Genomic DNA, 12,436 nt, shown 5'->3' on the forward strand with positions numbered 1-12,436 from the left:
GAACCCACATGACCAGAAAACTGAAAATCGGGATTACCTGCTACCCGACCCTAGGCGGATCGGGCGTAGTCGCGACGGAGCTCGGCAAGCTGCTGGCCGAGAACGGACATGAAATCCATTTCATCACGCACAGCATTCCTTTCCGGCTGGGCCAGTTCCACAAAAACATTTTCTTTCACGAGGTCGAAGTCAACAACTATTACGTTTTCCGCTATCCTCCCTACGATCTCAGCCTGGCCAGCAAGATGGCTCAGGTTGCGGAGATGCAGAAGCTCGACATCCTGCATGTCCATTATGCGATTCCTCATGCCGTATGCGCGTTTCTGGCCAAGCAGATTCATGGCAAAGGCCTGAAAACGGTGACGACGCTCCATGGCACCGATATTACGGTGCTGGCGCAGGATGAGTCGCTGAAGGACCTGATCCGTCTCGCCATTCACGAGAGCGACGCGGTGACGGCCGTCTCCCGGGATTTGATCCGCGAGACGAGGGAGCTTCTGGACATCACGACTCCGATCGACTTGACCTACAACTTTGTGGACAAAAGAGTCTATTACCCCCGGGATACATCCAGCCGGAGGGGGGATTACGCCGCGCCGGACGAGAAAATCCTGATGCATATTTCCAACTTCCGTCCGGTCAAGCGGGTCGGCGATGTCATCGACATCTTCCGCCGGGTATCGGAACATGTCCCTGCCAAGCTGCTGCTTGTCGGAGAAGGACCCGAGCTGTCGCGCATCCAGTGCCAAATCCGCGAAATGGGCTTGGAGGACCGGGTGCATTTCCTCGGCAAGCAGGAGGACGTAGCCGAAGTCATTTCCCTGGCGGATCTCATGCTGCTTCCCTCCGAGAAGGAGAGCTTCGGCCTTGTCGCGCTTGAAGCGATGGGCTGCGGAGTTCCGACGATCGGGTCCACGGCAGGCGGCATTCCCGAACTCGTCTCGCATGGAGAGACCGGCTTCCTCTCGCCGATCGGCGATACGGCCGATATGGCGCGCAATGCGGCGAGGCTGCTGACCAACCCGTCCATGTACGATCAATTTCGGAGCGCGTGCATCAGGCGCGCTTACGGAGAATTCTGCAACGAGCGGATCACGCGCGAATACGAGAAGATCTACTACCGGGTGCTCGGCATGGAGGCGGAGCTGCCCGTTCCGGCTTGCGAGGGATGAACGGGGAGCCCATCACGTCGCTTCCTCTTGAGATGCGGGATGCGGCTCCTGTCCTGCGGAGGCTGCAGGAGGCCGGGCACACAGCCGTATTCGTAGGCGGCTGCGTTCGCGACATGCTGCTCGGGCTGCCGCTCAAGGATGTCGACATCGCGAGCTCCGCTTCTCCGGAGGAAGTGATGGAGCTGTACCCGGACAGCATTCCGACCGGCCTTCAGCATGGAACCGTAACCGTACGGCATGGGGGAGAGCTGTACGAAGTGACGACCTTCCGCACGGAGGGGGAGTACGCCGATCACCGGCGTCCGTCCGAAGTATCGTTCATCCGGGAGCTTGCAGGCGACCTGCAGCGGCGCGACTTCACGATCAATGCGATGGCTCTGCATCCGGACGGAGTTCTGGAAGATCCGTTCGGGGGCATGTCGGACCTCCGGCGCAGGCTTATCCGCGCGGTGGGGGATCCCGAAGCCCGCTTCGGCGAGGATGCGCTGCGCATGCTGCGGGCGGTGCGGTTCTCGTCTGTCTACGGCTTCCGGCTGTCCCATTCGACCTGGCGGGCATTGCTGCGCCATCGCGGCAGCTTGAAGCATGTCGCGATGGAACGAATCGGCTTGGAGCTTGATCGCATCGTTGCGAAAGGGAGCATCGGATCCGGTGCTTCCTGGCTTCATGCGAGCGGACTTCTGGAATGCTTCAAGGAGCCTCTGTTGCTGCCCGGCGGGCAGCTGTCGCGGCCCGGTCCAGCCCATAAGAAGCGGCATGGAGAAAAAAAAGCAGCCGATAGCCTGCTCGGCAGGCTCGCTGCCCTGGACAAGCTCGCAGACGGGGAGCAGCGCTGGCAAGGGCTGTTCATCGTCCTCGGAATGGACAAGGACATGGCCGGGGAGTGGTTCCGGCGGCTGCGGTATTCGCGCGCCCGCAAGGAGAAGCTGGAATCCGTGCTCTCGATTCATCGCTGGATGACCGTCTCGGGAGACAAGCCCACTTCCTCGGAATGGCATGCCGCTGTGCTCGGCATCGGAGCGGAGGCCGCCGAGAGCTGGCTGCGCTTGATGGAGGCGGCGGCTTCGGCAGGACTTGGACTTGATTTCGAAGCGCTGCCTCCGGGCTGCGAATCTTCCGCCGCAGAGATTCGGACCTGGATGGAGCAGATGCCGGTACGCGGCATCGGCGGCATGGCGGTGGACGGCAAGGACATCCAGCAGGTGATCGGGGCGCGTCCGGGACCTTGGATGGGCAGGCTGCTGGAACAGCTGGCCCTGGAGGCTGCCGGAGGAGCGGTGCCGAATGAACAGAAGCCTTTGCTGGAACGGGCGGCAGAGCTGTATGTACAGAAGCAGGGAGGCACGCCGTCATGAATACGGAACAATTGCTTCGACTATTCGAAGAAAGCGGCGATGAATACCTCTCGGGGGAAGCGGTCAGCAGGGAGCTTGAGGTGAGCCGGACTGCCGTCTGGAAGCAGATCCGCAAGCTGGAGGAGGCTGGCTTCGTCTTCGAGGCTTCCCGCAAGCGGGGATACAAGCTGATTTCCAAGCCGGACCTGTTGTCGGAGGAGCGGATAGCCGCCCATCTGCAGACCCGCGAATTCGGCCGCAGGCTGCTGCTGATGGACAAGGTGGATTCAACCCAGAACATCGCAGCCAAGCTCGCTGAACAAGGAACAGAGGAAGGGACGCTCGTGCTGGCGGAGCAGCAGCTGAGCGGCCGCGGCCGGATGGGCCGCGGCTGGGTGTCGCCATACGGCAAGGGGCTCTGGATGAGCCTGGTGCTTCGTCCGCCGCTTCCGGTCAGCAGCGCGCCGCAGCTGACACTGCTGACGGCGGTCGCCTTATGCCGGGCGCTCAGGCTTCATACCGGGCTGGATATCGGAATCAAATGGCCCAACGATCTGCTTCATGAAGGGAAAAAGCTGAGCGGCATCCTGCTGGAATCGGCCGCCGAGGACGAGCGGATCCGCCATATCGTAGCCGGCGTCGGCATCAGCGTAAACATGGCTGAAGGCGATTATCCCAACGAGCTGCTGGAGCGTGCGGCATCGCTGCGCATCGCGGCAGGCCGTACGTTCGACCGGGCTGAAATCGCCGCCGCCTTCCTGAACGAATGGGAGTCGCTGTACAAGGTTTATCTGGCGGAAGGCTTCGCTCCTGTCAAGCTTCTGTGGGAAGCCTTGTCGGTGTCGCTCCATCGCAAGCTCGTCATCTCGACTCCTCAGGGAGAGATACAGGGAACGCCTATCGGGCTCCACGAGAGCGGAGCGCTGCAGGTCGAGCTCGAGGACGGCACGGTCACAGCGTTGTTCTCGGCAGAGATGGGCGAGCCTGCCCGATCCTGATCTTTCAAGCCGGTCCTGGACACTAAAGGGCCGGCTTTTGGCTTCATTTACGGAGCTGGGGCGATCTGTTATACTGGTGATGACCGGGCGGTATCGACAAGATCCGAACCGCACTGGCACAGCCGGGCAGAAGGCAGCACATCTGCCATTTTACAGAAGGAATGTTGCAAGACCAGCAGTGCGTTTACTTTTGCTCTGAGCCGCTTCAGGACCGAGACAAGAGGAAAGCCCGCAGGCGTTTTTGACATCCTTTTTCGGGCTGGATCTTTTAGCGGCGGCTAAAAGGTTTTTTTGTGTTCACACTAACCTGGATGGGTACCGAAAGGGGAACAACGCGAAATGAAACAAGCGCTAACGATTACGAAACTGCAAAAAATGAAGGCAGAGGGAGAGCCGATCACGATGGTGACGGCATACGATTACCCGTCGGCCAGACTGGCAGAAGAAGCGGGAATCGACACCATTCTCGTCGGCGATTCGCTCGGCAATGTCGTGCTCGGCTACGACACGACCGTACCGGTGACGCTGGACGATATGATATATCACGCGCGGTCGGTTGCGCGCGGAGCACAGAACACATTCCGCATCGTCGACATGCCGTTCATGACGGCGCGCATCAGCCGGGAGGAGACTCTCCGGGGGGCAGGACGCCTCATGCAGGAAGGCCACGCCCATTCCGTCAAGATCGAGGGCGGCGAGGAAATCGCGGAGCATGTCGCCGCTTGCGTGCAGGCCGGCATTCCTGTCATCGGCCATATCGGCCTGACGCCTCAGTCCGTGCACCAGCTGGGCGGATACAAGATCCAAGGCAAGCTGGAAGCAGAGGCGGCGCGCCTCGAAGCCGACGCGCTCGCTCTGCAGCAGGCAGGGGCTTACGCGGTTGTCCTTGAGCTCGTCACGGAACCGATCGCGACGGCCATCTCCGGCAAGCTCACGATTCCCACGATCGGAATCGGAGCCGGTCCTGGCTGCGACGGGCAAGTGCTCGTCTACCACGACCTGATCCAGTACGCATCTCCATACCGCGCGAAGAAATTCGTGAAAACCTACGCCGATGTCGGATCGACGATCCGCGAGGCGCTCGGCCAGTATGTGAGCGAAGTCAAGGGCCGCAGCTTCCCTGCGGCCGAGCATACTTTCGGAGCTGCCGCTGCCGCGCCGGTCGGCGCTCTGTACGGAGGCGAGCGGAAATGAGCGCAACGGCTGTCAAAACGAGCCCTCTCGTGCTGAGGACAATTGCTTCTCTTCGGGAGGAGCTGTCCGCGCGCCGGACGGCCATGCCGCAGCTCCAGGTCGGCCTCGTGCCGACGATGGGCTATCTCCATGACGGGCACGGCAGCCTGATCCGCCGCTCCTCGTCGGAAAACGGCTTGACGGTTCTGAGCATCTTCGTCAATCCGCTGCAGTTCGGGCCGAGCGAGGATCTCGACCGCTATCCGCGCGATGAGGAACGCGATCTGCGCCTCGCGCGCCAGCAAGGCGCCGATATCGTCTTCATGCCGAGCGTCGAGGAGATGTATCCGCGCAAGCCGCTGACGAGAGTGCTGGTCTCCGAAGTGACCGAAGCTCTTTGCGGCGCTTCCCGCCCCGGCCATTTCGACGGGGTCGGCACGGTTGTAAGCAAGCTGCTCAATCTGGTGAAGCCGCAGAAAGCCTACTTCGGGCTGAAGGACGCTCAGCAGGTGGCGGTCGTGCAGCAGATGGTCGACGATCTGAACTTCGACGTCGAGATCGTTCCTTGCCCGACGGTCAGGGAACAGGATGGATTGGCGCTGAGCTCGCGCAATGTCTACCTGACGCCGGAGCAGCGCCAGCAGGCGCTCGTGCTTTCCCGGACGCTGCGCGCCGCTGCGGACTGGGCCAAGGAGCCCGGCATGACGGCCGGCGATCTGGAAGCGCGGGTGAGGTCGGCCATCGCCGAAGCGCCGCTTGCCGCCATTGACTATGCGGAGCTGAGAAGCTATCCTTCATTGGAGGCCCTGCTTCCCGGCGGCAAGCTGGCGGACTTCGGACAGCCGATGCTGCTCGCGCTTGCGGTGAAGTTCGGCTCGACGAGGCTGATCGACAACGCTATACTCCACTGACAGGAGGTCAGGACTTATGTTCCGGACTATGATGAAATCCAAGCTGCACCGCGCGACGGTGACGGAAGCGAACCTGAACTATGTAGGAAGCATCACTATAGATGAAGCTCTGATGGAAAAGGCCGATCTCTGGGCGAACGAGAAAGTCCAGATCGTCAACAACAACAACGGGGCCCGGCTGGAGACGTATATCATTCCAGGTCCGCGGCATTCGGGCGTCATCTGCCTGAACGGAGCGGCAGCCCGTCTCGTGCAGCCCGGCGACAAGGTCATCATTATCTCCTATGCGGCCATGTCCGAAGAGGAAGCCCGCGCCTACAAGCCGAAGGTAGTCATTCTGGACGACCACAACCAGCCGGTCCAGGTTATGGATGAAGAAGTTCATGCCGTCATTATTTAATCCTTATCCTTACGTCTGAGGGAACTGTTCCGCAGGGTATACAAAAGGGCGCCAAAACACAGAATGAGGGTACCGGAGAGAGCTTGACCGGTCATTGCTTTCATTTGCATAGCCTTTATTCCCTGTGGAAGGCGGGTGTCCGGGATGTTTCAACAGCTGTTTGCCGTTATGAACGATATGCTGGACGACATCATGCTGCGTTACCCGCATTGCAGCTCCGAAGAACGCAAAGAAATGCTGGAGCAGCTGGCTCAGCTGCGAGGAATCAGCGACCAGTTCATTGAAGAATGGCTTCGCCTGGAAGAGAAGCTGGCGGATTTCCGCGAGGAATTCCCGGCAGCGGCGGCATCGGCCGGCATAACGGCCGGCTCATCCTTCCCATTGCCTGACAGCGCAGCCGCCGGAGGCGGGCAGTCCGCTTCTACCGCCGCTGTCGGAGCTTCAGACAGCCGGATCGCAGGCGCCGGCATGGTCACCGCGGCTACGAAGGAAGCTCCTGGCGGTCCGGCGATCGGCAGCGGTGCGGACATGGCGGCCAAGCCTCAGCAAGGCTCGTTCGCCATGGATGTGTCGGGCGACAATGTGGAGAGGATCGCCAAGGGCCAAGGATACTTCAAGCTCTTCATGTTTCCGCAGGCGGCCCGGCATTTCCAGAAAGCGGTGGAATGCTCGCCTGAATGCGATCTGGCCCGCATGTATTTGGCCATGACGCTGATGCATCTGCAGCAATGGAGCGATGCCGAGCTTCATTTCAAGCTGCTGGTCAGCCTTACGGACCACCCCCGCTGGCAGGCGATCGGATTCAATGCGCTCGGCTGCATACAGGCGGTGCGCCTCAACATGGACCATGCGGAGATGCTGTTCCGCCAGGCGCACAAAATCGATCCGGCCTTTGAGGATCCAATAACCAATCTCAAGTCATGCCGGCAGACTCCCGGGCCATTATCCCTTTATTTCGGGAGTGCGGAGCTGACTTGCCTGTGAGAGGAAGTTTTGCTTCGAATGATCTATGCCGTATTGGATTTAGAAACGACCGGAACAAGCAACGAGGATGAAATCATACAAGTCGGCCTTGTGCTGATGGACGAGGAGTTCAATGTCTTCCAGACACTGAACTCCTTTGTGCGCCCTAGCGGACCGATCCCAGCCTTCATCACCCAGCTTACCGGCATTGACGACGCCATGGTGGCGGATGCGCCCGAGCCCGACGATCTTCTGCTGGAGATGATTCCGCTGCTTCAGGATGCCGTGCTGATCGGCCATAATGTATCCTTTGATGCCGGTTTCCTTAATATGGCTCTCGACAGGGCAGGCTATTCGCCGTTCGACGGCAGAAAGCTCGATACCGTCGAGCTGCTCCGCATGCTCTATCCTTCCCTGAGCTCCTATCAGCTCGGGGCTGTGTCCGAGCAGTTCGGCATCCGCCACGATCAGCATCATCGCGCGGACAGCGACGCGATGGCGACGGCGATCCTGTTCGCCGAATGCGTGAAGAAGCTGCGCGGCCTGCCGCTGCTGACGCTCCAGCGGTTCGTGATGCTGAGCGCCGACAACGATCTCGGGTGGATGCTGCGCGAGGAGCTGGCTCTACGGGAAGCGTCCACCGCTCTAGATACCGACAGCCACCGATATTTCCGCCAGTTCGCCATGAAGGCTGGAGAGTGGACGGAAGAGGAGCCGCCTCGCAACGAAGGAAACGACAAGCCGCTTGAAGGCGTCGGTTTCGAGGACTATCTGGAGCAGGTGCGGGAAGGCTTCACCGCCTTGTTCCCGGACTATGAGGAGCGCGAAGCCCAGCAGACGATGTTCCGCGAGGTGAACGACGCCTTCGAGAACAACCGGCATCTGCTGATCGAAGCCGGGACAGGCACGGGCAAATCGCTCGGCTACTTGATCCCTTCCCTTTACTTCGGCGTCAAGAACGAACGGAAGATTGTCGTCAGCACCCATACGATCAATCTGCAGGAGCAGCTCAGGCAGAGGGATTTGCCGCTGCTCAAACAGGTGCTTCCTTTCGACTTCCGCGCCAGCGTGTTCAAGGGGAGAGGCAACTATATCTGCCTCCGCAAGTTCGAAACCAAAATCCAGTCGCTCGACTTCGCCGCAACGGCCGAGGAGCGGCAGACGGCGTCCCAGATGATCGTCTGGCTGGGCGAGACGGAGACGGGAGACCAGGAAGAGATCAACTTCGGCAATCGCGGAGGGGAATTCTGGAATACCGTATCGAGCGACGCCGATTCCTGCTTGAACCGGGCCTGCCCGTGGTTCAAGCGCTGCTTCTATCACCGGGCCAAGCAGGAAGCGAATCTCGCCGACGTCGTCATTACGAACCATTCGCTTTTATTTACCGATATTAGAGCCGATCACCGCCTTCTTCCGTCTTATGAGTATCTCGTCATCGACGAGGGGCATCAGGTGGAGGAAGTGGCCGGCAAGCATCTGGGACAGCAGCTGAGCTTCTACTCGTTCTTGAACCTGGCGAACCGGCTTGCCAAGGATTCGCGCAGCGGCCTGCTGCCGCAGCTCCGTTCCCACATTCAGGGGGAGAGCGAAGACGAAGTGCCCAAATGGACGGAGCAGCTGGACGAGATCATCCCGCGCTTCGGCTCGCTCAAGGACAGCTGGGAGACGGTATTCGAGCAGCTCCAGTCGCTGGCATCCGCCTCTTCCGGAGGAGGCCAGACCGAGACGGGGCAGAGCGTCCTTCGCCTCAAGCCGGGCAGCCTGCCGAGCCAGTGGGAGCCGATCCAGAACGAGGAAGGCATCTACTTCAAGGAAATGAACCGGACGATCAAGGTTCTCGACAAGATGCTCTCGGACATGAAGGACAAGCTGGACGATACGGGGCTGCAAGGCATGCTGACGGATTTGGCCGGAGCGGTCAAGGATGCCGGACGCATCCGGGACGAGCTGCGCGTGTTCGTGCGGGCGGACAAGCCGGAGATGGTGTACTGGATCGAGTCCAATCCTTCCGCGCGGACGAAGAGCATCCAGCTCAACACGGTTCCGGCGGATGTCAGCGGGCAGATCCGGGAATATTTCTTCGACAGCAAGAAGAGCGTCGTCATCACGTCCGCTACGCTGAGCGTGCAGAAGTCGTTCCAATACGCCGCCGAGCAGCTGGGACTGAATATGGCGGACGAGCGCCGCTCGCGCACCGTGCTTCTGCCCTCGCCGTTCCATTACCGCTCCCAGGCGCTCGTCATGATTCCGCGGAACTTCCCGGCGGTCAAGGGAGCCGCGGCCGATCCGGCCTACCTCAGCGCCCTAGTCGCCTCCTTGTCGGAAGCGGCCCGGGAAACCGGCGGGCGGATGCTCGTTCTATTCACAAGCTACCGGATGCTGAAGCAGGTATACGATCCGCTGAAGGAAGCCCTCCAGGGCTCCGGCATTCAAGTGCTTGGGCAAGGGCTCGACAGCAGCAACCGCAGCAAGCTTACCCGCCGCTTCCGGCAGCAGCCCGAATCCGTGCTGCTCGGAACGAGCAGCTTCTGGGAAGGGGTCGACATTCCCGGCGACGCGCTCATCTGCCTGGCCATCGTCCGCCTGCCGTTCCAGCCGCCGAACCATCCGCTTCAAGAAGCGAAGGCGGAGATGCTTCAGGAATCCGGACAGAATCCGTTCATGAAGCTGTCCGTGCCGCAGGCGGTCATCCGATTCAAGCAAGGGTTCGGACGGCTGATTCGAACTTCCCGGGACAAAGGGATCGTCCTTATTTACGATACGAGAGTCATCGAGACGTTTTATGGAAAACACTTCCTTTATTCGCTGCCTGGACCTAAAATTGAACATATGCATGCTGATCAGTTCGTTCCGAGAATGAGGGAATGGCTGTCCGAAGACTCCAAGGAGGCGGTCCGGCAATGAGCAAGCAGGGAAAAGCGATATCGGAGGCGGTCGTCCGCCGGCTCCCCGTTTATTTGCAAGTGCTGGGCGAGCTTCATGTGCGCGACGTGCAGACCGTCAGCTCGCAGGAGCTGGGCCTCAAGCTCGAGCTCAATCCGGCTCAGATCCGCAAGGACCTGGCCTATTTCGGGGAATTCGGACGCAAGGGCGTCGGGTATGACGTCAACTACCTGATCGAGAAGATCAGAGGCATCCTCAAGCTGGATCAAGTGATGCTTGTCGCGCTCGTAGGGGCCGGCAATCTGGGGCATGCCTTATGCAACTACAGCACTTATTTGAAGGACAATATGAAAATCACCGCGGTGTTCGATGCCAATCCGGCCAAGATCGGCACCCGGATCAACTCGCTCGAGGTGCAGCCGATCGAGCGGCTGCAGCAGGCCGTGCAGGAACAGGATATTCAGATCGGCATCATTACGGTGCCGGCAGCGGAGGCTCAGAACGTCGCGGACCGGTTCATCGCGGCCGGCGTCAAGGGGATCCTCAATTTTGCCCCGGTCGTGCTCAAGGCTCCGGAGAAGGTCCGGATCCATTATGCCGATTTTACGACCCAGCTGCTGAGCCTCGCCTATTACATGGATAAGGAAGGAACCGAACATGAGCAAATGGTGGATTGAAAACGGGACCTTCGTCACAATGGACGAAAGAAGTCCCGTACTGAAGGGACATATGGTCGTCGAGGACGGGCTGATCGCCTACATAGGGGAAGAACGCCCGGCCGATGCCGACGGGATCGGAGTCAAGATAGACGGCAGCCGCCTCGCGTTCATGCCGGGGCTGATCAACACGCACGGCCATGCGGCGATGTCGCTGCTTCGCGGTTATTCCGACGACGAGGCGCTGCAGACATGGCTGCAGGATTACATGTGGCCGATGGAAGCGAAGTTCCGGGACGAGGACGTCCGGTGGGGAACCTCGCTGGCCGTGCTGGAAATGCTCAAGTCGGGTACGACGACGTTCGTCGACATGTACGACCGGATGGATGAAGTCGCCAAAGTCGTCGAGCAGTCCGGCATGAGAGGAGTTCTGATGCGCGGAGCCATCGGGCTGTGCCCGGAAGACGTGCAGCTCCAGAAGCTGGATGAAGCGGTCCGGTTCGCCAAGGATTGGAACGGCCAGGCGGATGGCCGCATCATGACCATGATGAGCCCGCATGCTCCGTACACTTGTCCGCCCGCGTTCATCGAAAAATTCGTTCAGGCCGCGCATGATCTCGATCTTCCGATGCACACGCATATGTCGGAGACGGCAGCCGAAGTGGAGCAGAACGTCCGCGAGTACGGCCTGCGGCCTGTCGAGCATCTGGACAAGCTCGGCTTCTTCTCTCGTCCTGCATTTGTCGCCCATGCCGTCCATCTCACCGATGCGGAGATCGAGCTGCTTGCCGCCAGAGGCGCGGCCGTGTCGCATAACCCTGCCAGCAACCTCAAGCTTGCCAGCGGCGTCGCCCGCGTTCCGGATCTGCTCCGGGCCGGCGTCACCGTATCGCTCGGCACCGACAGCGCAGCCAGCAACAACAACCTCGACCTGTTCGACGAGATCCGGCTTGCGGCTCTGATCCACAAGGGAGTATCCGGCAATCCGACTGTCGTGCCGGCGGCCGAAGCGCTGAAGCTGGCTACTCTCGGCGGAGCCGCTACGATCCGCCAGCCGCGGCTCGGCGCGCTGCAAGCAGGGATGAAGGCCGATTTCATCGCGATCGACACGGATCAGCCGCATTTCTATCCACAGTCCGATCTGGTCTCCCATCTTGCCTACAGCGGCTCCGGCCGCGATGTCGTCCACGTATGGGTGGACGGCATCCAAGTCGTCAAGGACGGCGTCAGCACGCTGCTTGACGAAGAGCGGATCAAGCATGAAGCCCAGGCCTGCTACGGCAGGCTGACGGGGAACTGATGGCGCGCCGGCGGCGCGGCCTCATGAGCAGGCGCGGCTGGACGCTGTGGATCTCCGCGCTTGTTGTACTGCTGCTCGTGTGTCTACATGCCGAGTACCGGAGCTTCCAGCGTCCGATATGGGCTGCGCAGCTGCAGGCCGAGAAGCTCGCCCAGCAGAAGGCAGGACTCAAGGAAACCTCCTCGGCAGAGAAATACGTATGGGATGCGCCGGTATGGGTCGTCCGCGGCAAAAATGCCGAGGGACAGGAAGTAATCGCCTGGCTTCCCGAAAAAGGGGAGCCGCTTCTGCTGGACATGGCGTCAAGCCGCAAGGAAGGCGATATCCGCAGCATCTTCAAGCAGCGCGTTCCGGACGCCGACATCCATCATGTCCGGGCAGGCATGATCGGCGGACAGCCGGCATGGGAAGTGTTCTATACCCGCAAGCAGGGGCAAACCCGCTATTACTATGATTTCTATCGTTATCAGAACGGCGACTATATCACCACGTACTCGCTGACGACAAAAAAAGCTTCCTAAAGTTGTAACGATTACCGCCTCCTCTATGAATATCGATGTGATATACTCTTCGTATAGCAAATGTGATATACTAATCCGTATACGCATGAAGCAAAGTAGACGAAGAGGATGGCTTCAGTGCCGTC

11 protein-coding genes are annotated in these 12,436 nt (G+C 60.2%); all 11 read left to right on the plus strand.

The window, feature by feature from the left end; translation table 11 throughout:
* Window positions 1-8 precede the first annotated feature (8 nt).
* The 11 genes from bshA (at window position 9) to AC06G8_RS09985 (ending at window position 12,311) form a co-directional block, all read left to right on the plus strand.
* Window positions 9-1,172: an N-acetyl-alpha-D-glucosaminyl L-malate synthase BshA gene (gene bshA, locus AC06G8_RS09935; RefSeq protein WP_447661741.1), complete on the plus strand. Its 1,164-nt coding sequence runs from the start codon at window positions 9-11 to the stop codon at window positions 1,170-1,172.
* Window positions 1,169-2,527: a CCA tRNA nucleotidyltransferase gene (locus tag AC06G8_RS09940; protein ID WP_480285164.1), complete on the plus strand. Its 1,359-nt coding sequence runs from the start codon at window positions 1,169-1,171 to the stop codon at window positions 2,525-2,527. The genes bshA and AC06G8_RS09940 overlap by 4 nt, the downstream gene beginning before the upstream one ends.
* Window positions 2,524-3,504 carry a biotin--[acetyl-CoA-carboxylase] ligase gene (locus AC06G8_RS09945; RefSeq protein ID WP_447661739.1) on the plus strand — a complete coding sequence of 327 codons (981 nt, stop codon included), beginning with the start codon at window positions 2,524-2,526 and terminating at the stop codon, window positions 3,502-3,504. The genes AC06G8_RS09940 and AC06G8_RS09945 overlap by 4 nt, the downstream gene beginning before the upstream one ends.
* Window positions 3,505-3,843: 339 nt before the next feature.
* Window positions 3,844-4,698 carry a 3-methyl-2-oxobutanoate hydroxymethyltransferase gene (gene panB, locus AC06G8_RS09950; protein WP_048749013.1) on the plus strand — a complete coding sequence of 285 codons (855 nt, stop codon included), beginning with the start codon at window positions 3,844-3,846 and terminating at the stop codon, window positions 4,696-4,698.
* The gene (gene panC / locus AC06G8_RS09955) at window positions 4,695-5,588 is read left to right on the plus strand and encodes a pantoate--beta-alanine ligase (protein ID WP_480285165.1); all 894 of its coding nucleotides are present in this window, start codon (window positions 4,695-4,697) and stop codon (window positions 5,586-5,588) included. The genes panB and panC overlap by 4 nt, the downstream gene beginning before the upstream one ends.
* A gap of 16 nt (window positions 5,589-5,604) precedes the next feature.
* Window positions 5,605-5,988, plus strand: a complete 384-nt coding sequence (gene panD, locus AC06G8_RS09960) for an aspartate 1-decarboxylase (protein ID WP_076356336.1) — start codon at window positions 5,605-5,607, stop codon at window positions 5,986-5,988.
* A gap of 144 nt (window positions 5,989-6,132) precedes the next feature.
* Window positions 6,133-6,972, plus strand: a complete 840-nt coding sequence (locus AC06G8_RS09965; RefSeq protein ID WP_480285166.1) for a hypothetical protein — start codon at window positions 6,133-6,135, stop codon at window positions 6,970-6,972.
* Window positions 6,973-6,990: 18 nt separating this feature from the next.
* Window positions 6,991-9,855 (plus strand): ATP-dependent DNA helicase DinG, encoded by a 2,865-nt coding sequence (gene dinG, locus AC06G8_RS09970; RefSeq protein WP_480285167.1) that lies wholly within the window; start codon window positions 6,991-6,993, stop codon window positions 9,853-9,855.
* Window positions 9,852-10,511 (plus strand): redox-sensing transcriptional repressor Rex, encoded by a 660-nt coding sequence (locus tag AC06G8_RS09975; protein WP_076356330.1) that lies wholly within the window; start codon window positions 9,852-9,854, stop codon window positions 10,509-10,511. Before dinG ends, AC06G8_RS09975 begins: the two co-directional genes overlap by 4 nt.
* Window positions 10,492-11,790: an amidohydrolase gene (locus AC06G8_RS09980; protein ID WP_480285168.1), complete on the plus strand. Its 1,299-nt coding sequence runs from the start codon at window positions 10,492-10,494 to the stop codon at window positions 11,788-11,790. The genes AC06G8_RS09975 and AC06G8_RS09980 overlap by 20 nt, the downstream gene beginning before the upstream one ends.
* A gap of 23 nt (window positions 11,791-11,813) precedes the next feature.
* Window positions 11,814-12,311, plus strand: a complete 498-nt coding sequence (locus AC06G8_RS09985) for a cell wall elongation regulator TseB-like domain-containing protein (protein WP_447671041.1) — start codon at window positions 11,814-11,816, stop codon at window positions 12,309-12,311.
* The last annotated feature ends 125 nt before the right edge of the window (window positions 12,312-12,436 follow it).

The organism is Paenibacillus sp. SJS-P3 (genome assembly GCF_056711585.1).

What these genes read in the sequence shown, in the direction of transcription:
- bshA (WP_447661741.1), top strand. Translation starts at nt 9, where the DNA reads ATGACCAGAAAACTGAAAATCGGGATTACCTGCTACCCGACCCTAGGC.
- AC06G8_RS09940 (WP_480285164.1), top strand. Translation starts at nt 1,169, where the DNA reads ATGAACGGGGAGCCCATCACGTCGCTTCCTCTTGAGATGCGGGATGCG.
- AC06G8_RS09945 (WP_447661739.1), top strand. Translation starts at nt 2,524, where the DNA reads ATGAATACGGAACAATTGCTTCGACTATTCGAAGAAAGCGGCGATGAA.
- panB (WP_048749013.1), top strand. Translation starts at nt 3,844, where the DNA reads ATGAAACAAGCGCTAACGATTACGAAACTGCAAAAAATGAAGGCAGAG.
- panC (WP_480285165.1), top strand. Translation starts at nt 4,695, where the DNA reads ATGAGCGCAACGGCTGTCAAAACGAGCCCTCTCGTGCTGAGGACAATT.
- panD (WP_076356336.1), top strand. Translation starts at nt 5,605, where the DNA reads ATGTTCCGGACTATGATGAAATCCAAGCTGCACCGCGCGACGGTGACG.
- AC06G8_RS09965 (WP_480285166.1), top strand. Translation starts at nt 6,133, where the DNA reads ATGTTTCAACAGCTGTTTGCCGTTATGAACGATATGCTGGACGACATC.
- dinG (WP_480285167.1), top strand. Translation starts at nt 6,991, where the DNA reads ATGATCTATGCCGTATTGGATTTAGAAACGACCGGAACAAGCAACGAG.
- AC06G8_RS09975 (WP_076356330.1), top strand. Translation starts at nt 9,852, where the DNA reads ATGAGCAAGCAGGGAAAAGCGATATCGGAGGCGGTCGTCCGCCGGCTC.
- AC06G8_RS09980 (WP_480285168.1), top strand. Translation starts at nt 10,492, where the DNA reads ATGAGCAAATGGTGGATTGAAAACGGGACCTTCGTCACAATGGACGAA.
- AC06G8_RS09985 (WP_447671041.1), top strand. Translation starts at nt 11,814, where the DNA reads ATGAGCAGGCGCGGCTGGACGCTGTGGATCTCCGCGCTTGTTGTACTG.